We start from the raw sequence: 23,979 nt of genomic DNA on the forward strand, positions 1-23,979 counted from the left end.
CCGGCCGGGGTCAGCGCGGGTCGGTGAGGATCCGTTCCATGTTCCGCTCGGCGAGCGCGGTGATGGTCACGAACGGGTTCACGCCGAGGGACCCCGGGACCAGTGAGCCGTCGACCACGTACAGCCCCTGGTGGCCCTTGACCCGGCCGTGGTCGTCGGTGGCCTCGCCGAGGACGCAGCCGCCGAGCGGGTGGTAGGTGAAGTTGTCGGCGAAGGCCTTGTTGTCGCCGAACAGGTCGTAGCGGTAGATCGTGAAGTTGCGCCGGTTGATCCGGTCGAAGAGCTGTTTCGCCGCCCGCACCGACGGGGTGTTCTGGTCCCGGCTCCACTGCAGGCGCGCCGAGTCGGTGGCGGCGTCGTAGGTGAAGTGTCCGCGCTCGGGGTTCCTGGTGATGGCCAGGTACATCGAGATCCAGTGCTCGATCCCCATCGGGAGCGGGGCGATCTCCGCGAAGACCGGGTTGGCGGCGTTGTCCCAGTCGTCGATGCCCAAGGCGGGCATGGTGGACTGGTTCGCCCCGACCGTGTCCCAGAGGTGGTTGGCCCGGGCGGTCATGACGTTGCCGTTGGGCCCCCAGCCCCGGCCGACCTGTTCCGTCAGCGCGGGCAGGGTGCCGGTCTCGCGGGCACGGACGAGGATCTCGGTGGTGCCGAGGCTGCCGGCGCCCAGGAAGAGCTGCCGGCAACCGAGTTCGCGGGTCTGGGTGACCTTGCCGGTGACATCGCTGGTGCGCACCGTCAGCACGTAGCCCCCGGCCGGGTCGGTCCGTACGCCGACGACGCGTTGCATGGTCTCGATGGTGACGTTGCCGGTGCCGAGGGCGGCGGCGAGGTAGGTCTTGTCGACGCTCTTCTTGCCGTGGTTGTTGCCGTAGATGACCTCGCCGGCGAGAGCGGACTTGGGGGCGGTGCCGGCGGCCTCGCGCTTCATGTGGTCGAAGTCGTAGACGTTGGGGACGAAGGTGGTCCTCAGGCCGGTGTTCTGGGCGTGCTTGCGGGAGACGCGGGCGAAGCGGTACCACTCCGTGGACTCGAACCAGGCCGGGTCGATGTCGTTGACGCCGAGCATGGCCCGGGCGCGGGGGTAGTAGGTGCCGTACATCTCGTCGGCGTCGACCCGGGGCAGCACCTCGGAGAAGTACGAGCGTCGGGGCGTCGGTGCCATGCCCCCGTTGACGAGGGATCCGCCGCCCACCCCGCGCCCCACGTACACGGACATGTCGCCGAAGTTCACCCGGTCGAGGACGCCGGGGTAGGGGCTGATGTTCCGGTTGACCACGTCCAGCCAGAGGAACTGGGCGAGCGGGGCCTCGGTGCGGGTGCGGAACCACATGGAGCGCTGGTCGGGCGCGGAGGTGGACGGGAAGATCCTGCCGTCGGACCCGGGGGTGTCCCAGAGCCGGCCCATTTCGAGGACGACGGTACGGACGCCGGCCTGGCCGAGCCGGAGCGCGGCGACGGCGGAGCCGTATCCGGAGCCCACGACGATGGCGGGGGCGTAGGTCGCCGCGGCGGGTTCGACGGCCGCCGCGGAGGACAGTCCGATCCGGGTGAATCCGAGTACGGCCGCGGTCTGGAGGGCGCCGATGCCAAGCATTTGACGGCGCGTCAGCTGAGGTGTCATGGCCGCATGATGAGCGGAATCCGCACATCCCCCCATAGCAGGCGCTGACACACATCTGAGTGACAGTCAGGCATGGCGAACCGGCCACGCCCCGTCGCCCGACGGCCGGAAGGTCCCCCGGGAAGGGAACCTCAGAGCAGCTCGCGCAGGCGCTCGGCGAGCAGGTCCCAGCGCCACTTCTCCTCGACCCACGCGCGGCCCCGCTCGCCCATGCGGCGGCGCAGCTCCGGGTCCAGCAGCAGGGTGGCGATCCGGTCGGCGGCCTCGTCCGGGGAGCCGCCCCGGACCACCCAGCCGGTCTCCCCGTCCAGGACCGCGTCGGGGGCGCCGCCCGAGTCGCCCGCGACCACCGGGAGCCCCGTCGCGGAGGCCTCCAGGTACACGATCCCGAGCCCCTCGACGTCCAGTCCCCCGCGCCGGGTCCGGCACGGCATCGCGAAGACGTCACCGGCGCCGTAGTGCGCGGGCAGCTCCGACCACGGGACCGCCCCGGTGAAGACCACGGAGTCGGCCACGCCCGTGTCGGCCGCGAGGCGGCGCAGGTCGGCCTCGTACGGGCCACCGCCCACGATCAGCAGCACGGCGTCGGGCACCGCGGCCAGGATCCGGGGCATGGCCTCGATGAGGGTGTCCTGTCCCTTGCGCGGGACCAGCCGGGACACGCACACCACCACGGGCCGCTCGGCGAGCCCGAGCCGTGCCCGGACCTCCGCGCCGCCCGACTCCGGGTGGAAGGTCTTCTCGTCGACTCCCGGGGGGAGTTGGACCATCCGGGCGGCCGCCCGGTCCGTGACCGCCGAGGCGATCCGCGCGCGGGTGTACTCCCCGAGGTAGGTCAGGGTGTCGGTGCCCTCGCCGATCCGTCGCAGCAACTGCCGCGCGGCCGGCAACTGGGCCCAGCCGGCCTCGTGCCCGTGCGTGGTCGCGACCAGCCGGCGCGCGCCCGCCCGGCGCAGCGCGGGCCCCATCAGGCCGAGCGGGGCGGCCGCGCCGAACCACACGGACTCGCAGCCGTGCTCGCGCAGCAGGCCGACGGCCCGCCGGGTCACCCGCGGGGTCGGCAGCAGCATCGTCGTGCGGTCGCGCACCACCTGGAAGGGCTGCTCCGCGTCGAAGGCCTCGGTGGCCTCGCGGCCCTCGGCGCCGTGCTTCCAGGTGGAGGCGTAGACGACGATCCGGTCGGGATCCAGGCGCAGCGCCATGTTGTGCAGGAAGGCCTGGATGCCGCCCGGTCGCGGCGGGAAGTCGTTGGTCACGATCAGCGTCTTGTGCATCGTCAGCCAAAGTACCGGACGGTCCGGCGCGCACCCGCGCGGTCCCCGCCGAGCCTGGCCACCCCGCGCCGGCACGACCCCGCGGGGCCCGGCGGGCGGGTGGCCCCGGCCAAGGGGCTAACGGGCTCCCAGTTCCCCGCTCAGGGCCGCCTGCCAGGCCGCCGTCAGGCCCGCCGGGTCGCCGCCGATCGTGTCCGCCAGCGCCGTGGACAGCGGCTCGCGGCCCGCCGCCTCGTACAGCCGGACCAGCGTGGCGTCGCCCCACTTGGCCGCGATCAGCCGGCAGGCCAGCCAGGAGCCCTCGTACGCGCGCGCCAGCGCGTCCGGGTCCCCGCCGAACGCGAAGTCCTCGTTCGAGGGCAGCGCGGCGGGCGGTTCACCGCGCCGCACCGCCCGCCCCAGCGCGGGCGCCGCCTCGGCCGGCGTGCTCGGGGTGTCCCGGTAGGCCACCCAGTCCGCGAAGCCCTCGGAGAGCCACAGCGGGGTCCCGGCGGTGGTCGCGGCGCGGGTGGCCACGTGGGTGACCTCGTGGGTCAGCACGATCCGGCGACCCGCCCCCGACAGTTGGGCGTACCCCTCGGGGTTGACGACCACCCGGTCGGCCGGCGCGGGCCCGGCCCCCGCCTTGCCGGTGGTGACGGCCCCCATGCCCCGGTACGCGGCGGCCGGCTGCCCCAGCAGCGCGGCCATGGCGTCCAGCGTGCCCGGGACCAACACCACCACCCGCCCCGCCCAGGGCCCCGGCCAGGCGGCGTCGACGGCGGGCACCGCCCGGTCGGCCTCGGCGGCGATCCCGGACAGGGTCTCCCGGGGCTGTCCGACGCCGAGCACCAGCGCGTGCGTGCCCCGGACCACCGTCGGATCGCCCTGGTCCCACAGTTGCGGCGGGGCTCCCGGGGCGGGCCGGTCGCCGGTCACCCGCCAGGTCCCGTCGTCCCGGGTCAGGTCGACCTCGCGCGCCGACTCGGCGGGGGCCGCGTCGTGGCCGGTCAGCCGGTAGTGGAGCCGGGCCCGCGCGAGCGCCCGGTCGCCGTCCCGCCGGACCGAGGTGACCTCGTACGACCAGCCCTCGAGCGGGATGCCGGCGAGGCGCGCGGGCGGGGCCGAGGACCAGTCGGCCACGGCGCGCCGGACGCCGGGGTCCAGGGGGGCGGCGCCGGCCAGGCCGCATCCGACCAGGAGCGCGCACAGCAGCAGGGGCAGGACTCGTACGACCGGCCGATGACGCGGGAGCATCAGTCGATCGTACGCAGGGTCCGCCTCAGGGTCGGGTCACCTGCGCAGGGTCCGCCTCAGGGTCGGGTCACCGAGGACACCGGCATCATGCCGACGGGGTCGTAGCGGACCCGCGCGCCCGGGTAGGGGGCGTGGACCACCTGGCCGTTGCCGACGTACATGCCGACGTGGCTGGCGTCCGAGCGGTACGTCACCAGGTCACCGGGCCGGGCCTGGGACAGCGGCACCTGCCGGCCCGCGTGCCGCTGTGCCTGCGAGGTGCGCGGCAGCGAGACGCCCGCCTGGCGGTAGGACCACACCATCAGCCCGGAACAGTCGAAGGCGGAGGGGCCGGTGGAACCCCACACGTACGGGCGACCCACGGCGGCCCGGGCCGCCATCACGGCGGTCGCGGCCCGGCCCGAGGACGCGCCGGCGGAGGGGATCTCGGGGAGCGGGCCGGGCCGGTCGCCGGAGCGCGAGGCGCGCTCGTAGTCGGCCCGTTCCTGCGAGGGCATCGCGTTCAGCAGCCGGCGGGCGTCGGCGAGCTTCGCGGTGAGGGATCTCTTGTGCCGGGCGACCTCGGCGCGCAGGGCGTCCAGCTCGGCGAGCTTGTGGGAAGCCTCCCGGCGCTGCACGGCGATGCGGCGCTGCTCGTCGCGGAGTTGGTCGAGCTGGTCGGCTTGGCGGTCGCCGAGCCGGCCGAGGACGGCCGCCTTGTCGAGGTAGTCGTCGGGGTTGTCCGACAGGATCAGCGAGAGGGTGGGGTCCATGCCGTCCGAACGGTACTGGGCTCCGGCGAAGGCGCCGAGGACCCCGCGCATGGTGTTGATGCGGTCCTGGCCCCGGGCGACCGAGTCCTGGGCGCGGCTGACCTCGGCGCGGAGCCGGTCGGCCTTCTCACCGGCCTCGTTGAACCGCTCGGTGGCCCGTTCGGCTTCCTCGAAGAGCCGGTCGACCCGGGCCCGGGCCGAGGGGTCCTGCGGGAGCCCGGGGGCCGCGCCGGCGGGTGCTCCCGTCAGGGCGACCGCGACGGTGGCCGCTGCGGCGGTGAGGACGGTGATCTTCGTGTTCCGGTCGAGGCCGATGAGGCCGGGCCGGCGATGGGACGCCACGTGGAACCGCTCCCTTCCGCTTGCGCGGGGCCCGGGTCCGCCCTCCGTGGACGGCCGTGTGCCGGGTTCCGCGCTGGCAGACAGTAGCGGCGCGACGGGGCGCCGACCAACGACCATCGGGGGCCGGACACACGGGCGCCCCGCAGGAGACGCAGGTCACCGGCGGGGCGTGCGGTCAGAGCGGAGCCGCGCAATTCGCCCGGATGGGCGGTGCGCGGCGCGCCCTTCCCGGCCCGGAGAGGGCGCGGGGCGGGGTCAGCCGACGCGGACGCCGAACTGGAAGGGCATGTTGCTCATGGCTTCGTACTTGACGCCGCGCCTGGGGTTGGCGGCGTGGAAGACCTGGCCGTTGCCCGCGTAGAGGCCGACGTGGTGCAGGTCGTCGTAGAAGAAGACCAGGTCACCGGGCTGGAGTTCGCTCATGCCGATGCGCGTGCCGTCGTTGACCTGCGTGTAGGTGGTGCGGCTGATCTGGACGCCGGCCTGCCCGTAGGCCCACTGCGCCAGGCTGGAGCAGTCCCAGTACGCCATGCCGGTGGAGCCCAGGTTGTAGCCCTTGCCCTCCTGGGTCACGGCGGCGGCGAGCGCCTGCGCGGCCCGCCCGGAGCCCTTCACCGCGCCGGGCTTGGCGCTCCCGCCCGCGGCCTTGGCGGCCTCCTCGCCCGCCTTGGCCTCCGCCTCCTTCAACTGGCTGCGCTCTTCCGCGGTCAGCGTGTTGAGGTGGGCCTGCGCCTCGGCGAGCTTGCGCTGGGCCGTGGCCTTCTTCTCGGCCAGCTCCTTGCGGGTGGCGTCGAGGTCGGCGAGCTTGGCGCCGGCCTCCGCGCGCTGCTGCGCCAGGGCCCGCTGCTTGGTCTGGATCGTGGATATCGTCTCGACCTGCTTGCCGCTCATCTGCTGGAGCATGGAGGACTTGTCGAGGTAGTCCTGGGGGTTCTCGGCGAGGAGCAGTTCCATGGACTGGTCGAGGCCGCCGCCGCGGTACTGGGCCGTGGCCATCGAACCGAGCGTGTTGCGCAGGTCGTTGAGGTCCGCCTGGCCGCGCGCGACCTGGTCCTGGAGCCGGCCGATCTCCTTCTCCAGCTTGTCCTGGCGGTCCTTGGCCGCGTTGGCCTTCTCGCCGGCCTGCTCGGAGTCCTCGTAGAGGGCGTCGACCTGGGCCTTGACCTCGTCCTTGCTCGGCTTGTCCGGGGCGGCCGAGGCCGATTGGGCGGAGAGCGCGACGGCCGCGGTGGCGAGGGCGGTGAGGACGCTCACGCGCGTGCGGGTCGGCGGCTTGGGTCGACGGTGGGACGCCACGAACGCGAGCTCCTTCTTCCTGGAGCCGCCGAAGACGGTCACACACTCGGCAGCGCGCCTCCGCCGACACTCCGAATGAGTGAACGACCGTACGAAGGTTTGAACAGACCCTAGTGACCCGGCTGTGATGAGTTCAAATCCCCGAAGGCAAAATTCCGGTCGCCGACCGGCTTCTTTACCGTCTTCGCACGCTCCGTGCCGGACAGTTGACGGTACGTTCCCTTCACCGACCCATCAATACCGGCATTACGCACAGCCGTTACGGGAAGGGACAGAAGCCGCAGGGACTACGAAACCCGGGCGAGTCGCTTGAGCAGCAGCGCGGACGTCACCGGCCGGGCACCCGCCTTCGCCACCCCGTCGGCCACCTCGCGGTCCGTGGAGACCACGACCACGGGCCGGCCGGGCGGTTCGGCCCGCACCAACTGGCGGATCAGCTCGTCCGCCGTCACCCCCGCCTTGGAGAACAGCACCCGCACCCCGCGCGGCGGGGCGAGCAGCACCGGGGCGGCCAGCTCCGCGCCGTCGAAGACACAGGTCATCTCCGCGCCCGTCTGCGCGGCCAGCATCGAGAGGCCGCCGAGCAGCCGGAGCCGCTGCTTCTCCAGCGGCATCGTCGGATAGCCGGTCTTGGTCACGTTGTAGCCGTCGATCACCAGATGCGCCTGGGGCAGCGCCAACAGCTGGTCCAGCAGCGCCGGATCGGTCTCCGACAGGGCACGCGCCGCGATGTCCTTCGGGGTCATCCGGCCCGGCTCCACCGCCTCCACGGTGTCCGCGGGCCGGGTGGACACGGGCGGCAGCGCCAGCTCGCGGCGCAGCCCGGCCGCCGCGTCCAACACGGTGTCCAGGAGCAGCCGCAGCCGCATGTCCTCGATGCTGCGTCCCTCGCGGGTGGCGCGGCGCGAGGTCTCCAACGCGGATTCCACCTCGGCGAGGCGTGACTTGAGCCGCCGCGTCTCGCTCTCGGCGGCCGTCACCTGCGCCGCCGCCTCGCCGCGGATCCCGTCGATCTCGGCGTTGACCTTGCGCAGGGCCGCCTCGCCCCGCTTGACGTCGCTGAGGGCGCTGCGCAGCTTGCGCTGAAGCGATTCCGCTTCCTTGCGCGCCGCGTCCAGTTCGCCGCGCACCTGTTCACCGCCGCTGCGCTGCAGTTCGCGTACGTGCGCCAGCTCCTCGCGGAGCCGCTCCAGTTCGCGCCGGGTCTCGTCACCGACCCGCTCGGCGTCGGCGCGCTGCGCCTCCTCGCCCGCGGCGGCCACCAGCTTGACCCAGCCGGCCGGGCGCAGCACGTACGCGGCGGCCGCCACGTCCAGCGGATCGGCGGCGGCGGGCGGGGCCCCGGACTCCAGGGCCCCGGCCAGTTCGGCCTGGGCCTCGCGGAGCTTCTCGGCGACCCGGCCGCGGAAGACCGCGTCCGTCTCCACCGCCGCGGCCATGGCGTTGCCCGCGAACTTGGCACGCCGGGTCGGGGTGAACCGGGCGTACTGGCGCAGCTGCGCCGGGAGGTCCCCGACCGTCAGCCCGCCGAAGGCGTCCGAGACGAGTGCGACGACCCTGCGCCGCACGCCTTCCGGCAGCGGGCGGTCGAGCACCTCGGCGGCGTCGCCGGCCTCGTCGGCCGGCTCAGCGCCGCTTGCTGGCTCCACAATCCGTCACCCCTACCGTGATCTTCCTGTGGGCCCGGCTCCCTCAGGAGTCCGCGCCCGGCCTGTCCACGAGCTCGATCTGGTCCACCGCGTTGCACCAGCGACAGCGGACCGACTCGATGGTCTCATTGACCACCTCTCGCTCCTCGACCTTGGGCTCCCCGGCGAGGTCCAGGTGGACGTACTCCACGACCTTCGACGAACGGGTCACGTCGAAACGCGTGAGGTTGCCGCACAGGGTGCAGCGCCACCGGGTGGTGTCGGTCGGCAGGGGAACCGTCATCAGGCCGCTCTCTCCTTCGTGGCTCTTTCAGTTTCAATTAAAGCGGCCCGCTGAGCCGTACGGCGGACCGCAGCTCGTAACCCTACGGCCTGCCACCGCTCCGAGGGGGTCCGGTTGGGTCATGCTCGGTCGCATGATCGTAAGGTGGCAGACCGTCCGCGAGGCCTCCCGGGGCCCGGTGATCACCCACGCGCTGATCGCCGGCTGCTGCGTGGTGTTCGTCCTCGGTCCCGCCTCGGGCATGAATCCGGTCTACGGCACCGGCGACGAGTTACTGGCGCGCGGCACCGACTACTTCCGGCGCTGGGGCGTGGTCCCCGACCAGCTCCTCTCCGGATCGGGCAGGGCGCTGCTCACTCCGCTGACCGCACTGTTCGTCCACGGCAGCTGGCTGCACCTGCTGGGCAACATGCTCTTCCTGTACGTCTTCGGCGCGATGACGGAGGCCCGGATGGGCCGCCCGGCCTTCCTCGTCTTCTACGTCTGCACGGGCTACCTCGCCCTGGGCGCCTACGCGGCGGCCAACGCCTCCTCCGACCAGACGCTGGTCGGGGCGTCGGGGGCGATCTCGGCGGTGCTCGGGGCGTTCCTGTGCCTGTTCCCGCGCGCCCGGGTCACGAGCCTGTTCCCGTTCCTGTTCTTCGTGCCGCTGCGCTTCCCCGCCTGGATCGTGCTGGTGTTCTGGTTCGCGTTGCAGTGGGTGGCGGCGCACCGGGCGGAGAGCGGTCCGGGGGTCGCCTATCTGGCCCACGTGGTGGGCTTCTCCCTGGGCTTCGGCTACGCGTGGGTGCGATACCGGCGTACGACTAGAGTGAGGCGACCAGTGACTGCCGGCGAGGGAGACAGCCAACCGTGATCACCGCGATCGTGCTCATCAAGACCAGCGTGGACCGGATCCCCGAGATCGCCGAGGCCATCGCCGCGTTGGACAGCGTCAGCGAGGTCTACTCCGTCACCGGCACCTACGACCTGATCGCCCTGGTCCGGGTGGCCCGCCACGAGAACCTCGCCGACATCATCCCGGGCAGCATCAGCAAGATCCCGGGCGTCGAGGCCACGGACACGCACGTGGCGTTCCGCACGTACTCCCAGCACGACCTGGAAGCCGCCTTCGCGATCGGCCTCGACGCGTAGTTTCCGGCCCGGGCGTGTCGAGGCCCGGCAGCCCTCGCGACGACCGAAGGCCCCGGCGGGAATCCTCCCGACCGGGGCGCGCGGCGTTCAGAGGCCGACGCGGACGGTCGGCACGGGGTTCAGGCGGTGGGCACGGGGTCGGGCGGACGACCACACCGGGGGGACGACCACACCGGGTCGGACGGCCGGGACGGGCTCAGACGGCCGGGACGCAGCGGCCCTCTTCGGTGTGGTACCGCCACTTGGCGCCGTCCGCGACAAGCTCCTTCACCGCGCCGACGAACCGCTCGACGTGCTCGTCGGGGGTGCCGGCGCCGAAGCTGACGCGGATCGCGTTGAGCGAGCGCTCCCCCGGGGCGGCCTCCGGAGCCCCGCACTCCCCCGGCTCCTGCGGCTCGCTGCCGAGCAGGGTGCGGACCAGCGGGTGGGCGCAGAACAGGCCGTCGCGGACGCCGATGCCGTACTCCGCGGAGAGGGCGGCGGCGAAGTGCGAGCTGTTCCAGCCGTCGACGACGAAGGAGATGACGCCGACGCGCGGGGCGTCGTCCCCGAACAGGGACAGGACGCGGACGGCCGGGACCTCGGCGAGGCCCTCGCGGACCTTCGCGATGAGGTGGTTCTCGCGGGCGACCAGGTTCTCGAACCCGGCCTCCTTCAGGGCCTTGCAGGCGGAGGCGATGGAGTAGACGCCGATGACGTTCGGGGAACCGGCCTCGTGACGGGCGGCCGTGGTGTGCCACTCGACGTCCACGCCGCCGTCCTCGCGGCGGGCCACCGTGCGGGAGGCGCCACCGCCGGCCAGGTACGGCTCGGCGGCCTGGAGCCAGTCCGCGCGGCCGGCGAGCACTCCCGAGCCGAAGGGCGCGTACAGCTTGTGTCCGGAGAAGGCCACCCAGTCGACGTCGAGCTCCCGTACGGAGACGGGGTGGTGCGGGGCCAACTGGGCTGCGTCCAGCACGATCCGCGCGCCGTGGGCGTGCGCCGCCGCGGCGAGTTCCCGTACGGGCCACAGCTCACCGGTGACGTTGGACGCTCCGGTCACGCACACCAGCGCGGGACCGTACGGGTCGCGCCCGGCCAGCGCCCGCTCCAGGGTCTCGACGGCCTGGGCCGGGGTGCGCGGCGCGTCGAGGCAGGTGACCCGGGCGTCCCCCCACGGCAGCAGGGAGGCGTGGTGCTCGGTCTCGAAGACGAAGACCTGGCAGTCGGCCGGGAGCGCGGCGGCGAGCAGGTTCAGGGAGTCGGTGGTGGACCGCGTGAAGATCACCTGGTCCTCGGCGCGGCAGTCGAGGAACTCCGCGACGGCGACCCGGCTCTGCTCGAACAGGTCGGTGGAGAGCTGCGAGAGGTAGCCGGCGCCCCGGTGCACGCTCCCGTAGTACGGGGCGTAGGCGGCCACGTCGTCCCAGACGCGCTGCAGGGCGGGGGCGCTGGCCGCGTAGTCGAGGGCGGCGTAGGTGACCTCGCCGCCGGTGACGAGCGGCACGGTGACGTCACGGCCGAGCACGGGCAGCGGCTCGACACAGGCGGGGTCGGCGGCGACGGCGGCGGTGGTGACGGCGGTGTTCAGGGATGCGGACATGGCGGAATCTCCCGGCAGGCAGGGCTGAATGGCTTCGGTGTGCCCGTACGCGGGTACGGCTCGGCGGCCGACCGGAGGGGTACGGGGATGGCCTCGGAGCACGGGAGGGCGTACGCGGGTACGCGGAGAGGTCCCTGTTCCGAGGGGGTGAAGAAGGGGCGGAGCCGCCCTATCGCATTCGCTTGCTCACGGAAAACACTCCTCGAGAGACCAGGATCCCTGGTGTCGAGGGATCCGCGCTTGCCGTGGACCTCACTGCCTACGGCCTGGTCATCACCCGGGGCACCCCGCCACGGAAGGAGGGTTGCCGGACAGCAAGCCGGGGCCTAAACGCTGTCACTCGTGACCTGGGCAGAATCCTGCCACACGATCCGTCGTGCGCAAGACCCCGGTCCGCATCGTGGACCGGGGTCGGCTGTTTCACGCCTTTCGGACGAGCCGCACTACGCGTTGCTGGCCGTCACCCAGCGATCCAGCGCGGCGCGCGCCGATCCCGAGTCGATGGACTGCGCCGCCCGGGTGATGCCGGCCGCGATCTGCTCCTCCAGCGAGCCGGAGCCCGGGTCCAGCGCCACCAGGGCGGCGGCCGCGTTCAGCAGGACGGCGTCGCGCACGGGACCGGTCTCGCCCGCGAGCAGGCGCCGGGCCACGTCCGCGTTGTACGAGGGGTCCTCGCCCCGCAGCGCGGACACGTCGACCACGTCGATCCCCACGTCGCGCGGGTCGAAGGGCAGCTCGGTGACCGATCCGTCCCGCACCCACCACACCCGGGAGGTGCCGGTGGTGGTCAGCTCGTCGAGGCCGTCGTCGCCCCGGAACACGAGCGCCGAGGAACCGCGTTCGGCGAGGACGCCCGCGACGATGGGCGCCACCCGGGGGTCGGCCACGCCGGTCGCCTGGGCGCGGACGCGGGCCGGGTTGGTCAGCGGGCCGAGGAAGTTGAACAGGGTGCGGATGCCCAACTCCTTGCGCGCCGCCGCCACGTGCCGCAGCGCGGGGTGGAACTTCACGGCGAAGCAGAAGGTGATGCCGGCCTCCTCGGCGACCTGCACCACGCGCGCGGGGGTCAGGTCGAGGTTGACTCCGAGCTTCTCCAGGACGTCCGAGGAGCCGCTCGAGGAGGACGCGGCCCGGTTGCCGTGCTTGACGACCTTGGCACCGGTACCGGCCACCACGATCGCCGACATCGTGGAGATGTTCACCGTCTTGGCCCCGTCGCCGCCGGTTCCGACGATGTCCACCGTCCGGCCGGGCACCTCGATCAGGTTGGCGTGCTCGTACATGCTCCCGACGAGCCCGGCGATCTCCTCGATCGTCTCGCCCTTGGCCCGCAGCGCCACCACGAAGCCTGCGATCTGGGCGTCGGTGGCCTCGCCGCGCATGATCGTGTCCATGGCCCAGGCGGTGTCCTCGGCGCGCAGGTCCCGGCCGGTCAGCAGGGCGTCGAGCACGCCCGGCCAACCGCGGGCCGCCACGCTGTCGCCGCCTGCCGGGGTCACAACGTCCATGGTCCGCTCCTGCGCTAGTGGGCCGCCCCGTGCTCGCCGCCCACGTCTGATGGGAAGGGTCTCAGCCTATCCAGCCGAGCGGGACGGCAAAGAGCCCCGTCCAGGGTCTGGACGGGGCTCTCGCCGTGGCGACACCAGGATTGACCGGAATCAATCCCTCATGCGGGTGCGGTCAAACGCTCACGCGGGATCAGTGGTGGCCGTGGCCACTCTGGATCTCCTTGTACTCCTCCACCGTGGGCTTCGGAATCTGGTTGTTCTCCGCGTAGAAGCCCTTGCTGAGCTTCGCGCGGAGCTTCTGCGTGGCCCCGACCTTGCGCTCGACGCCGTTCTCGTCGACCGTCGGGCCGAGCTCGATCGGCCGGTACTGCTCGTGCGCGGTGAGCGTGTGCAGCTTGGCCTGCGAGAGCGGCTCGTGGACCTCGACGAACTCACCGTGCGGCAGGCGCTTGATGACACCGGTCTCGCGACCGTGCAGCACCTTGTCGTGGTCCCGGCGCTGGAGACCGAGGCAGATCCGCTTGGTGACGATGAAGGCGAGGACCGGGACGACGAAGAAGCCGATCCGGACGAACCAGGTGATCGAGTTGATCGACAGGTGGAAGTACTGGGCGAACATGTCGTTGCCGCCGCCGATGAGGAGCACGATGTACTCCGCGATCCAGGCGACACCGAAGCCCGTACGGGTCGGGACGTTGCGCGGGCGGTCCAGGATGTGGTGCTCGCGCTTGTCCCCGGTGACCCAGGACTCGATGAACGGCCAGACGGCGATCGCGCCCAGCACCAGCGGGAAGAGCAGCAGCGGGATGAACACGCCCAGGACGAGGGTGTGGCCCCACAGGTTGATCTCCCAGCCCGGCATGGCTCGGATCAGGCCTTCCGGCATGCCCATGTACCAGTCGGGCTGCGCGCCGGTGGACACGTGGTCCGGGCGGTACGGGCCGAGCGCCCAGATCGGGTTGATCGAGGCGAGCGCCGCGATGGCCGCGATGACACCGAAGACCAGGAAGAAGAAGCCTCCGGCCTTGGCCATGTAGACCGGCAGCAGCGGCATGCCGACGACGTTCTTGTTGGTCTTGCCGGGGCCGGCGTACTGGGTGTGCTTGTGGAACACGACCAGGATCAGGTGGGCCACCAACAGGCCCATCATGATGCCGGGCAGCAGCAGGATGTGGACCGAGTAGAACCGCGCGACGAAGTCGCCGCCCGGGAACTCCCCGCCGAAGAGGAACATCGACAGGTAGGTGCCCACGACCGGGACCGACAGGATGGCGCCCTGCATGAAGCGGACACCGGTGCCCGAGAGCAGGTCGTCCGGCAGCGAGTAACCGGTGAAACCGGTGAACATGCCGAGGACCAGCAGCAGGAAGCCGAAGATCCAGTTGACCTCGCGGGGCTTGCGGAACGCACCCGTGAAGAAGACGCGCATCATGTGCACGACCATGGCCGCGACGAAGATCAGCGCCGCCCAGTGGTGGATCTGCCGGATGAGCAGACCGCCGCGGACGTCGAAGCTGATGTCCAGGGTCGAGGCGAAGGCCTCGGACATCTGGACGCCCTGCATCGGCACGTACGAGCCGTGGTACACGACCTCGTTCATGCTCGGGTGGAAGAACAGCGTCAGGTACACACCCGTGAGGATGATGATGACGAAGGCGTAGAGGCAGATCTCACCCAGCATGAAGGACCAGTGGTCCGGGAAGATCTTGCGCATGTTCGCCTTGGCGAGGCCGTAGATGCCCAGGCGACCGTCCGCCCAGTCCGCTACGCGCTCGCCGGCGGGCGCTTTGCGCGCGCTGGTGTCAGTGGTGGCAGTGCTCATCCGCGCTCCCAGAAAGCAGGACCGACGGGCTCTTCGAAGTCGCCGAGCGCCTCGAGGAAACCTTCGTCATTGACGCCGATCCGCAGCTGCGGAAGCGCGTGACCAGCCGGGCCGAAGATGACTCGGGCGCCGTCGGAGAGGTCGAAGGTGGACTGGTGGCACGGGCAGAGCACGTGGTGCGTCTGCTGCTCGTACAGGCTGATCGGGCAGCCGACGTGGGTGCAGATCTTGGAGTAGGCCACGATCCCGTCGTGGGACCACTCCAGCTCCTGCTTGTCCTTGATGTCGTCCGGCTGAATGCGGACGATCATCAGGGCGGCCTTGGCGATCTGGGTCTGGAAGTCGTGCTGCTCCTCCTCCAGGCCTTCCGGCCGGGCGAAGGTGAGCGAACCGACGATGACGTCCTCGGGACGCAGCGGCTCGTTCGTGTTGTCGTTGATGAGCAGCTTGCCCTTGGCCCACAGGGTCTTGCGGAGCTTGTCCTCGGGCAGCGGGCCCAAGTCGCGCATCAGGATGACGCCGGAGAGCGGCAGCAGGGCCAGCGCGCCGAACATCGTGTTGCGGATCAGCTTGCGTCGACCGATGTCGGACTCGCGCGCACCGTCGGCGAAGTCCGCGAGGACCTTCGCCTTGACCTCCGGCGGGGAGGCGATGGCGTGCCGCTCGTCGGCCACCTCGACGTCGGACATCAGGGTGCGGGCCCAGTGGACCGCGCCCGCGCCGATGCAGAAGAGGGCCACGCCCAGGGTCAGACCCAGGGCGAAGTTCAGGCCGCTCACCTTCCCGACGGGGAAGATGTAGACGATCTTGTCGATCGGGATGGCCACGTACGAGGCGATGAAGCCGATCGTGGCCAGCATCGACAACGTGAACAGCATCGCGACCGTACGCTCGGACCGCTTGGCGGCCCGCTCGTCGATGTCCTGGATGCGCGGCTTGTGGACCGGAAGGCCCGGGTCGGCGAACGGATCGTCCGCGACCGCTACGCCACCGTGGTGCGCGTCGCCCTGCTCGCTCGGCAGGTGCTTCTCTTCGGGAATGTCTTGGCTACTCATGACTTCTTGGCCTTAGCGGTGTGGGCCGCGACCCAGACGGCGACAGCGATCAGCGCACCCAGACCGAAGATCCAGCCGAACAGACCCTCGGACACGGGGCCGAGGCCACCGAGCTTGAGACCACCGGGGCTGTTCGACTTCTCGCCGTTCACGTTCTGGAGGTACGCGATGATGTCCTTCTTCTGCTTCTCCGGCATGGTGCTGTCCGGGAAGGAGGGCATGTTCTGCGGGCCGGTGAGCATGGCCTCGTAGATGTGCTTCGGCTCGACGTCCTCAAGGTTGGGGGCGTACTTGCCGTGCGTCAGGGCGCCGCCCTCGCCGGTGAAGTTGTGGCACTGCGCGCAGTTGTTGCGGAACAGCTCACCACCCTTGGCGATGTCGGCTCCTGCCGGGTCGTACTGCTTCTCGGTCGGCGTGATCGGGCCGGCGCCGAGAGACGAGATGTACGCGGCCAGCTGGTCGATCTGGGCCTGCGAGTAGATCACGGGCTTCTTCGGCACCTGGGCGCCGGGCTGCTGGGCGGGCATGCGGCCCGTGCTCACCTGGAAGTCGACGGCCGCGGAGCCGACGCCGACCAGGCTCGGGCCGTCAGAGGAACCCTGACCGCCGGTTCCGTGGCAGCTTGCGCAGCCCACGGCGTAGAGCTTCTTGCCCTCCTCGATGGCGAGGGACTGGGCGGTTTCATCGGCCTGCGCCTTGCCCGCGGGGGCAAAGGCGGCGTAAAGCCCCCCGGTGGCCGCCAGCGCGAAGAGTAGAACGACGACCGCCGCCAGCGGATGGCGTCGTCGTGCGGAGAGCTTTTTCACGGATTACCCCGGTGTCAGGATCTTCTGCGTCGGTGTTTCTGGATGGAGTGCCGGGTCGGGCCCGGCGACGTGTTCGCTACTTGATCAGGTAGATCGTCGCGAAGAGGCCGATCCAGACGACATCGACGAAGTGCCAGTAGTAGGACACGACGATGGCCGACGTGGCCTGTTCGTGGGTGAACCTCTTGGCCGCGTACGTCCGGCCGAGGACCAGCAGGAAGGCGATGAGACCGCCCGTCACGTGCATGCCGTGGAAGCCGGTGGTCAGGTAGAACACCGATCCGTACGGGCCGGACGAGAGAGACATGCCCTCGTGCTTGACCAGCTCGGTGTACTCGAACACCTGGCCGCCAATGAAGATCGCACCCATGACGAACGTGATGATGAACCACGTCCGGAGCTTCTTCACGTCACCGCGCTCGGCGGCGAACACGCCGAGCTGGCAGGTGAGCGAGGAGAGCACCAGGATCGTCGTGTTCGTCGCCGAGAAGGGCAGATTCAAGGCCGAGGCCTGTTCTGTCCAGTACTCGGCACCCGTCACTGATCGCAGGGTGAAGTACATCGCGAAGAGGGCCGCGAAGAACATCAGCTCGGAACTCAACCAGATGATGGTTCCGACGCTGACGAGGTTCGGCCGGTTGACCGTCGGGTGCGCGTGCCCGGTATCTACTGTCGTTGCTGTCGCCACGACCGACATTATGTCGGTCGCTTATCCCGCCCTCACCCCGGGGGGTGCCGTTCGGAGTGTCAGGGGCGTGTGCAAGGCCCGAACGGCCCATCAGATCGGGTGGTGGGCGGGTACTCGCGAGGCTGTGCGAACCGATGTTGACACCGGGTCGGACGGAGTAGCATCCCGCGCAACATCAACGTGATTCACGGGACACGTGGAGGAACGAAATGCGGGCGACTGCGCGAGTTCTGGTCTACAGCGACGACGCGGGCACCCGGGAGCAGGTGCGGCTGGCCGCCGGACGCAGGCCGGCCGCGGACCTGCCGCCGGTGGAGTTCCTGGAGTGCGCGACCCTTCCGGCGGTCCTGTCCGCGCTGGACGCGGGCGGCATCGACGTGTGCGTGCTGGACGGGGAGGCCGTCCCCGCCGGGGGCATGGGCGTGTGCCGGCAGATCAAGGACGAGATCTTCCGCTGCCCGCCGGTCCTGCTGCTCATGGGGCGCCCCCAGGACGCCTGGCTGGCCACCTGGAGCCGCGCGGACGCGGCGGTGACCCTTCCGGTGGACCCGGTGGACTTCCCGGAGGTCCTGGCGGGCCTGCTGCGGCCCCGGCTGGCCCTGGACGCGTAAACGGCGCGGGGCGAACGCGAACCGGCCCACGGGAGCCCGTACGGGCTCCCGTGGGCCGATCGAGGGCCTCTTTCGGGGGGTTCCGCGCGCCCGCGCGCGCCGGTTCAGACCTGCGGGCGGAGTCGGGCCTGGTCGACGGGGCTGCGACCGTCCTGCGTGCCCTTGAGGAGGGCGCTGCCCTCGCGCCACTCCTTCCACTCCATGTTCCAGTCGCCGAAGCCGTTCCCGAAGGTGTCCATGTCGTCGCCGATGCTGTTGATCACCTTGACGATGTCGCCCTCGGTGATGTTCTCGTAGAACCAGGCGGCGTTGCCCGTGCTCATGCCGGTGCAGCCGTGGCTGACGTTCTCGTAGCCCTGGGAGCCGACGGACCACGGGGCCGCGTGCACGTATTCACCACTCCAGGTGACGCGCGTCGCGTAGTAGACGGGCAGGTTGTAGTACTCGCTGCCGCCGATCCCGACGGTGTCGCCGCGCATCTGGACGAAGTACTGCTTGCCGAGGACCACTTTGATCCCGTTTCGGGTGGAGAAGCCCGGCTTTCCGGTGGTCACCGGAATGGTATTGATCACTTCTCCGTTGCGCCGGAAGGTCAGGTAGTGCGAGGAGGCGTCGGTGGTGACCTCGACGCGGTCGCCGATCTCCAGCTTCAGCGGCTTGGCCGCGGCGCCGTAGAGGTCGTCGGTGATCCTGACGCCCTCCAGGTTGCTCCGTACGGACACGGTGGTGTTGGCCGGCCAGTACTCCTTGGGCCGGAAGTGCAGGTTCTTGTCGTCGACCCAGTGCCAGGCCCCCTCGACCCCCTCCGGCGTGTCGACGACCAGGCCGCGCTCGACCAGCGCGCGGGCGTCCTTGTCCTTGACGGGTTCGTTGAGTTCGGCCGTGATGGGCTGTCCGACGCCGTACTTGCCCTCCTCGGGCCCGAACTCGACCTGGAGGACCCCTTTGGAGGGTGTGGTGTCGAACGTCATCCTTCGCTGCCCCGGAGCGCCCCGCTCGTCCTCCGTGTTGACGGTGACGGTGTAGCGCACGCCGGCGGCCAGCGGGACCGTGCTGTGCCAGCGCTCGCCGGTGGCGGTGAGTTCGCCGGCCAGGCGACGGCCGTGGGTGTCCACGACGGTGACGTCGGTGATCCGGCCGCCGCCGCTCTTCGCGGTGATCTCCAGTGGCCGGTTGTGGTCCACCGGTCGTCCGCCGGCTTTCTGGTTGAAGGCGACCTGCTCGCCCGCGTCAAACGGGCGGGCGGACAGCGGGTTCTCCTCTTCGGACCCACAGGCGGTGGCGCCGGCCCCGAGGGACGCGACCAGCAGGGAGCAGCCGATTACCGTCCAAAGACGCGGTGAGTGGTTCATGGGGCTAACGCTATGAAGATATGACAATTACGGCGCGCGGGGTGACTGCAAACGAGGGGCCCGGACTCCTCTGTTCGAGGTGTCCGGGCCCCTGGTGTCGTGCGTGGGTGCCGCTTTCGCTACTGGTTCTGGTTCTCACCGCGGTAGTACTCGTACACCCAGCCCCACAGGCCGATCACGATGATCGGGGCCGAGAAGTACATGAGCCACCAGCCGAAGATGACGCCCATGAACGCGAGCGCGCCACCGATCGCCAGCGAGAGCGGCTGCCAGCTGTGCGGGGAGAAGAACCCCAGCTCGCCCGCCTCGTCGGCGACGTCGGCCTCCAGGTTGTCCTGGGCCATCTCGTCGACGCGCTTGGCCGTGAAGGCCAGGTAGTAGCCGATCATGACGCTCAGGCCGAAGGCCAGGAAGAGCGCGGTGGTGCCGACGGGCTCCTTCGACCACACGCCGTACACGACGGCCATGATCAGGATGAAGAAGGAGAGCCAGAGGAACATCTTGCCCTGGATCTTCACTTGCCGGCCTCCTTGCCACCGGTGACGGCCTTGGTGCCGGCGCCGTGGTCCTCGAGGTGGTCGAGGGCCGCGATCTCCGGGTGGTGCAGGTCGAACGCCGGGGACTCGGAACGAATCCGCGGGAGGGTGAGGAAGTTGTGCCGCGGCGGCGGGCAGGAAGTCGCCCATTCGAGCGAACGGCCGTAGCCCCACGGGTCGTCGACCTCGATCTTCTTCCCGTACTTCGCCGTCTTCCAGACGTTGTACATGAAGGGCAGCATCGACAGGCCGAGCAGGAACGAGCTGATCGTGGAGATCGTGTTCAGCGCGGTGAAGCCGTCGGCCTCGAGGTAGTCGGCGTAACGACGCGCCATGCCCTCGGCGCCCAGCCAGTGCTGCACCAGGAAGGTGCCGTGGAAGCCCACGAACAGCGTCCAGAAGGTGATCTTGCCGAGGCGCTCGTCCAGCATCTTGCCCGTGAACTTCGGCCACCAGAAGTGGAAGCCGGAGAACATCGCGAACACCACGGTGCCGAAGATCACGTAGTGGAAGTGCGCGACGACGAAGTACGAGTCGGAGACGTGGAAGTCCATCGGGGGCGAGGCCAGGATGACGCCGGTCAGACCACCGAAGGTGAAGGTGATCAGGAAGCCGACGGCCCAGAGCATCGGGGTCTCGAAGGACAACGAGCCCTTCCACATGGTGCCGATCCAGTTGAAGAACTTCACACCGGTCGGTACCGCGATCAGGAAGGTCATGAAGGAGAAGAACGGCAGCAGCACACCGCCGGTGACGTACATGTGGTGGGCCCACACCGTCACCGAGAGACCGGCGATCGCGATCGTCGCGGCGATCAGACCGATGTAACCGAACATCGGCTTGCGCGAGAAGACCGGGATGACCTCGGAGATGATGCCGAAGAAGGGCAAGGCGATGATGTACACCTCTGGGTGTCCGAAGAACCAGAAGAGGTGTTGCCACAGCAAGGCGCCGCCGTTGGCCGCGTCGAAGACGTGCGCACCGAACTTCCGGTCGGCCTCCAGCGCGAAGAGCGCGGCGGCGAGGACCGGGAAGGCGAGCAGGACCAGGACACCGGTCAGCAGCACGTTCCAGGTGAAGATCGGCATGCGGAACATCGTCATGCCGGGCGCGCGCATGCAGATGATCGTGGTGATGAAGTTGACCGAGCCGAGGATCGTGCCGAAGCCGGAGAAGGCCAGACCCATGATCCACATGTCGGCGCCGATGCCCGGCGAACGCACCGCGTCCGACAGGGGCGAGTAGGCGAACCAGCCGAAGTCGGCCGCGCCGTTCGGCGTCACGAAGCCGGCGACCGCGATGGTCGAGCCGAAGAGGTACAGCCAGTACGCGAACATGTTCAGCCGCGGGAACGCCACGTCGGGCGCGCCGATCTGCAGCGGCATGATCCAGTTCGCGAAGCCCGCGAAGAGCGGGGTGGCGAACATCAGCAGCATGATCGTGCCATGCATGGTGAACGCCTGGTTGAACTGCTCGTTCGACATGATCTGCGTGCCCGGACGGGCCAGCTCGGCGCGCATGAAGAGCGCCATGATCCCGCCGATGATGAAGAACACGAACGACGTGATCAGGTACATCGTGCCGATGGTCTTGTGGTCGGTGGTGGTCAACCACTTCACGACGACATTGCCCGGCTGCTTGCGCCGTACCGGCAGCTCGTTCTCATACGAGTCGGCGGCGGCACCCTGAGATTCGTTGAGGATGCTCACAGTTTGTTCGTCTCCGAGTTCCGGGCCGGGTCGGTCTGCTTGATGCCGGCCGGCAGGAAGCCGGTCTGCCCCTTCTCGGCCAGTTCCTTCAGGTGCGCCTGGTACTTCTCCGGCGAGACGACCTTCACGTTGAAGAGCATCCGGGAGTGGTCGACACCGCAGAGCTCGGCGCACTTGCCCATGAAGGTGCCCTCCTGGGAGGGGGTCACCTCGAAGACGTTGGTGTGGCCGGGGATGACGTCCTGCTTGAACAGGAAGGGAACCACCCAGAACGAGTGGATGACGTCATTGGACGAGAGGATGAAGCGGACCTTCTCGCCCTTGGGGAGCCAGAGGGTCGGGCCCGGGTTGCCCGTCTGCGGGTTCCGGTCGCCGGGGACGCCCTGGGTGTAGACGCCTTCGGCGCCCTTGGGGAAGTCCTTGGCGAAGCGGTCCGGGATGGAGGCGAGCTCCTTGGGGACCGGGACGGCCCCCTCCTTCTTCTCCTCGCCGACCGACGGGGCCGGCAGCTTCGGGGTCGCGGGGTCGCCGTCGACGTCCTCGATGTAGTTGAAGCCCCAGCTCCACTGGTAGCCGACCACGTTGATGGTGTGGGCGGGCTTGGAGAGGGCGAGCAACTTCGACTCGTCACGCGCGGTGAAGTAGAAGAGCACCGAGACGATGATGAGCGGGACCACGGTGTACAGCGCCTCGATGGGCATGTTGTACCGGGTCTGCGCCGGAACCTCGATCTTCGTGCGGCTGCGCCGGTGGAAGATGACGCTCCACAGGATCAGGCCCCACACCAGGATGCCCGTGATCAGCGCGGCAGCCCAGGATCCCTGCCAGAGGGAGAGAATGCGCGGCGCCTCCTCAGTTACCGGAGTCGGCATTCCGAGGCGAGGGAAGTCTTTCCATGTATACGAGCAACCAGTGGCGGTCGCCAGGACCACGCCCGCAGTCAGCGCCTGGAGCAGCTTCCGCCGCATCGGGCGCCGCGGCGAGCGGTCGGAGCCGTAGGGACTCACGTAGCGCCTTCCCGAGAGTCTCGGCCCGCGTGGCTGGCCGCGGCCGTATTCGGGTCGGTCGCCGGCCCTGACGCAGGCAGGGGTTTGGATGTTTATGCGGACCAAACCCTACTGGACGCTATTTGAGGTCGCGCGGGGAGGGTGCCCAACGCGCCGCTACTGACCCCGAAGGGATGGATCCGCCGTCCGGGGGACGGGCCATCCGGCCCTGAATGGCGCACTCCGGCGGACAACTGACGGCCCCTGACCTCGGGCGTCCCCGGCCTCCGGTTAGCGTGGCCGGATGCCGTACTTCGACACCGCCTCAGCCGCCCCGCTGCACCCCGTGGCCCGTCAGGCGCTGCAGGCCGCCCTGGACGAGGGCTGGGCCGACCCGGCCCGGCTGTACCGGGAGGGCCGCCGCGCCCGGTTGCTGTTGGACGCGGCGCGCGAGGCCTCGGCCGAGGCGGTGGGCTGTCGCCCCGACGAGCTGGTGTTCACTCCTTCGGGGACGCACGCGGTTCACACGGGCCTCGCCGGAGCCCTGGCCGGACGCCGGCGGGTCGGCGGGCGGCTGGTGGTGTCGGCGGTCGAACACAGTTCGGTACTGCACGCCGCCGAGGTGCACGCGTCCGCCGGCGGCACGGTCACCGAGGTGCCGGTCGACCGCTTCGGCGCGGTCAACCCGGCGGAGTACGCCCGTGTGCTCGGCCCGACCACGGCGCTGGCCTGTCTCCAGTCGGCCAATCACGAGGTGGGCACCGTCCAGCCGGTGGCGGAGGTGGCCGAGGCGTGCGGCGCGGCCGGGGTGCCGTTGCTGGTGGACGCGGCCCAGTCGCTGGCGTGGGGCCGGGTGGAGGGCGGGTGGTCGCTGCTCACCGCGAGCGCCCACAAGTGGGGTGGTCCGCCCGGGGTCGGGCTGTTGGCCGTCCGCAAGGGGGTCCGCTTCTCCCCCCAAGGGCCCTCGGACGAAAGGGAGTCGGGCCGCTCCCCCGGTTTCGCCAATCTGCCCGCGATCGTGGCGGCGGCCGCCTCGCTGCGGGCGGTGCGCGCCGAGGCCGATGTGGAGGCGGCCCGACTGCGGGTGCTGGTGGATCGGATCCGGCGGCGGGTGGCCCGGCTGGTGCCGGACGTGGAGGTGGTCGGCGACCCGGACCGGCGGCTGCCGCACCTGGTCACGTTCTCCTGCCTGTACGTCGACGGGGAGACCCTGCTGCACGAGTTGGACCGGGCGGGCTACTCGGTGTCCTCCGGCTCCTCCTGCACCAGTTCGACCCTGACGCCTTCGCACGTGCTGCGGGCCATGGGGGTGCTGTCGGAGGGGAACGTACGGGTGTCCCTGCCGGCCGGGACCACCGCCGACGACGTGAACGGCTTCCTGGAGGTCCTGCCGCGCGCGGTGGCCGACGTCCGGGAGAAGCTCGGGGTGAGCGAGCCGGAGCCGTGCGCGCCGGTCGCGGACGCGGTGCGCCTCGACGCCCTGGGGCTGCGCTGCCCCCAGCCGGTGATCGAACTGGCCCGGGCGATCGTGACCGTCCCGGTGGGCGGCACGGTGACGGTCGTGTCGGACGACGAGGTCGCCCGCCTGGACATCCCGGCGTGGTGCGCGATGCGCGGCCACGCCTACCTGGGCGAGACGGCGGCCGAGGTGGGCGTGGCGTACGCGGTCCGCCGGCTGCGCTGACCCGCGCGGCCGGGGGCGTACGGCGGGGAGCGCGGCGGGAGGGCCCCCGC

At 70.5% G+C, this 23,979-nt stretch carries 21 protein-coding genes and 1 riboswitch; of the genes, 4 read left to right on the top strand and 17 right to left on the bottom strand.

The features are described 5' to 3' along the window. Positions 1 to 10: 10 nt before the first annotated feature. The 7 genes from ACFYW3_RS05875 to ACFYW3_RS05905 all read right to left on the bottom strand — a co-directional run bounded on the left by ACFYW3_RS05875 (position 11) and on the right by ACFYW3_RS05905 (position 8,456). On the bottom strand, positions 11 to 1,624 hold the full coding sequence (locus ACFYW3_RS05875; protein ID WP_389385664.1) for a GMC oxidoreductase: 1,614 nt from the start codon (positions 1,622 to 1,624) through the stop codon (positions 11 to 13). Between the two features lie 131 nt (positions 1,625 to 1,755). After that, the gene (locus ACFYW3_RS05880) at positions 1,756 to 2,898 is read right to left on the bottom strand and encodes a glycosyltransferase family 4 protein (RefSeq protein WP_351750109.1); all 1,143 of its coding nucleotides are present in this window, start codon (positions 2,896 to 2,898) and stop codon (positions 1,756 to 1,758) included. Between the two features lie 117 nt (positions 2,899 to 3,015). Continuing rightward, a complete protein-coding gene (locus tag ACFYW3_RS05885) occupies positions 3,016 to 4,134 on the bottom strand; it encodes a hypothetical protein (protein WP_389385665.1) in 1,119 nt (372 codons plus the stop codon). Between the two features lie 56 nt (positions 4,135 to 4,190). Continuing rightward, positions 4,191 to 5,228: an NlpC/P60 family protein gene (locus ACFYW3_RS05890; protein ID WP_389385666.1), complete on the bottom strand. Its 1,038-nt coding sequence runs from the start codon at positions 5,226 to 5,228 to the stop codon at positions 4,191 to 4,193. Between the two features lie 255 nt (positions 5,229 to 5,483). Then, positions 5,484 to 6,524 (bottom strand): NlpC/P60 family protein, encoded by a 1,041-nt coding sequence (locus ACFYW3_RS05895; protein ID WP_351750112.1) that lies wholly within the window; start codon positions 6,522 to 6,524, stop codon positions 5,484 to 5,486. 287 nt (positions 6,525 to 6,811) lie between these two features. Further along, on the bottom strand, positions 6,812 to 8,176 hold the full coding sequence (locus ACFYW3_RS05900; RefSeq protein WP_389385964.1) for an NYN domain-containing protein: 1,365 nt from the start codon (positions 8,174 to 8,176) through the stop codon (positions 6,812 to 6,814). A gap of 40 nt (positions 8,177 to 8,216) precedes the next feature. Beyond that, complete coding sequence (locus ACFYW3_RS05905) at positions 8,217 to 8,456, bottom strand: hypothetical protein (RefSeq protein ID WP_008738811.1); 240 nt, start codon at positions 8,454 to 8,456, stop codon at positions 8,217 to 8,219. Between the two features lie 133 nt (positions 8,457 to 8,589). Here ACFYW3_RS05905 and ACFYW3_RS05910 point away from each other — a divergent pair, with 133 nt between their 5' ends. After that, positions 8,590 to 9,312 carry a rhomboid family intramembrane serine protease gene (locus ACFYW3_RS05910; RefSeq protein ID WP_389385667.1) on the top strand — a complete coding sequence of 241 codons (723 nt, stop codon included), beginning with the start codon at positions 8,590 to 8,592 and terminating at the stop codon, positions 9,310 to 9,312. Further along, positions 9,309 to 9,590: an Lrp/AsnC ligand binding domain-containing protein gene (locus ACFYW3_RS05915; protein WP_053676059.1), complete on the top strand. Its 282-nt coding sequence runs from the start codon at positions 9,309 to 9,311 to the stop codon at positions 9,588 to 9,590. Before ACFYW3_RS05910 ends, ACFYW3_RS05915 begins: the two co-directional genes overlap by 4 nt. Positions 9,591 to 9,786: 196 nt before the next feature. Here ACFYW3_RS05915 and ACFYW3_RS05920 read toward each other — a convergent pair whose 3' ends face one another. From ACFYW3_RS05920 to ACFYW3_RS05945, 6 genes are all read right to left on the bottom strand, one after another. Beyond that, complete coding sequence (locus ACFYW3_RS05920; RefSeq protein WP_389385668.1) at positions 9,787 to 11,172, bottom strand: aminotransferase class V-fold PLP-dependent enzyme; 1,386 nt, start codon at positions 11,170 to 11,172, stop codon at positions 9,787 to 9,789. 231 nt (positions 11,173 to 11,403) lie between these two features. Beyond that, positions 11,404 to 11,520: riboswitch (SAM riboswitch) on the bottom strand. Positions 11,521 to 11,615: 95 nt separating this feature from the next. Further along, the gene (gene trpD / locus ACFYW3_RS05925) at positions 11,616 to 12,680 is read right to left on the bottom strand and encodes an anthranilate phosphoribosyltransferase (RefSeq protein ID WP_351750115.1); all 1,065 of its coding nucleotides are present in this window, start codon (positions 12,678 to 12,680) and stop codon (positions 11,616 to 11,618) included. 190 nt (positions 12,681 to 12,870) lie between these two features. Then, positions 12,871 to 14,502 carry a cytochrome bc complex cytochrome b subunit gene (locus ACFYW3_RS05930; RefSeq protein ID WP_351750116.1) on the bottom strand — a complete coding sequence of 544 codons (1,632 nt, stop codon included), beginning with the start codon at positions 14,500 to 14,502 and terminating at the stop codon, positions 12,871 to 12,873. Beyond that, positions 14,499 to 15,557: a Rieske 2Fe-2S domain-containing protein gene (locus tag ACFYW3_RS05935; protein ID WP_351750117.1), complete on the bottom strand. Its 1,059-nt coding sequence runs from the start codon at positions 15,555 to 15,557 to the stop codon at positions 14,499 to 14,501. Before ACFYW3_RS05935 ends, ACFYW3_RS05930 begins: the two co-directional genes overlap by 4 nt. Beyond that, a complete protein-coding gene (locus tag ACFYW3_RS05940; RefSeq protein ID WP_329445749.1) occupies positions 15,554 to 16,363 on the bottom strand; it encodes a c-type cytochrome in 810 nt (269 codons plus the stop codon). The genes ACFYW3_RS05935 and ACFYW3_RS05940 overlap by 4 nt, the downstream gene beginning before the upstream one ends. 76 nt (positions 16,364 to 16,439) lie before the next feature. After that, on the bottom strand, positions 16,440 to 17,060 hold the full coding sequence (locus tag ACFYW3_RS05945; protein ID WP_053676065.1) for a heme-copper oxidase subunit III: 621 nt from the start codon (positions 17,058 to 17,060) through the stop codon (positions 16,440 to 16,442). 200 nt (positions 17,061 to 17,260) lie between these two features. Here ACFYW3_RS05945 and ACFYW3_RS05950 point away from each other — a divergent pair, with 200 nt between their 5' ends. Then, positions 17,261 to 17,662, top strand: coding sequence for a hypothetical protein (locus tag ACFYW3_RS05950; protein ID WP_053676066.1), 402 nt, complete (start codon positions 17,261 to 17,263; stop codon positions 17,660 to 17,662). Between the two features lie 104 nt (positions 17,663 to 17,766). On the opposite strand, the gene ACFYW3_RS05955 is transcribed toward ACFYW3_RS05950, so the two are convergent. From ACFYW3_RS05955 to ACFYW3_RS05970, 4 genes are all read right to left on the bottom strand, one after another. Then, a complete protein-coding gene (locus ACFYW3_RS05955; protein ID WP_351750118.1) occupies positions 17,767 to 19,014 on the bottom strand; it encodes an Ig-like domain-containing protein in 1,248 nt (415 codons plus the stop codon). Positions 19,015 to 19,133: 119 nt separating this feature from the next. Beyond that, positions 19,134 to 19,532: a cytochrome c oxidase subunit 4 gene (locus ACFYW3_RS05960; RefSeq protein ID WP_053676068.1), complete on the bottom strand. Its 399-nt coding sequence runs from the start codon at positions 19,530 to 19,532 to the stop codon at positions 19,134 to 19,136. Next, a complete protein-coding gene (gene ctaD, locus ACFYW3_RS05965; protein ID WP_267798586.1) occupies positions 19,529 to 21,259 on the bottom strand; it encodes a cytochrome c oxidase subunit I in 1,731 nt (576 codons plus the stop codon). The genes ACFYW3_RS05960 and ctaD overlap by 4 nt, the downstream gene beginning before the upstream one ends. Continuing rightward, positions 21,256 to 22,266, bottom strand: coding sequence for a cytochrome c oxidase subunit II (locus ACFYW3_RS05970; RefSeq protein WP_053676070.1), 1,011 nt, complete (start codon positions 22,264 to 22,266; stop codon positions 21,256 to 21,258). Before ACFYW3_RS05970 ends, ctaD begins: the two co-directional genes overlap by 4 nt. 283 nt (positions 22,267 to 22,549) lie before the next feature. On the opposite strand from ACFYW3_RS05970, the gene ACFYW3_RS05975 reads away from it, so the two are divergent. Continuing rightward, entirely contained in the window at positions 22,550 to 23,929 is a 1,380-nt protein-coding gene (locus ACFYW3_RS05975) for a cysteine desulfurase/sulfurtransferase TusA family protein (protein WP_389385669.1), read from the top strand. Positions 23,930 to 23,979: the final 50 nt, after the last annotated feature.

The sequence above is a fragment of the Streptomyces sp. NPDC002602 genome (assembly GCF_042889445.1).
Taxonomy (GTDB): Bacteria; Actinomycetota; Actinomycetes; order Streptomycetales; family Streptomycetaceae; genus Streptomyces.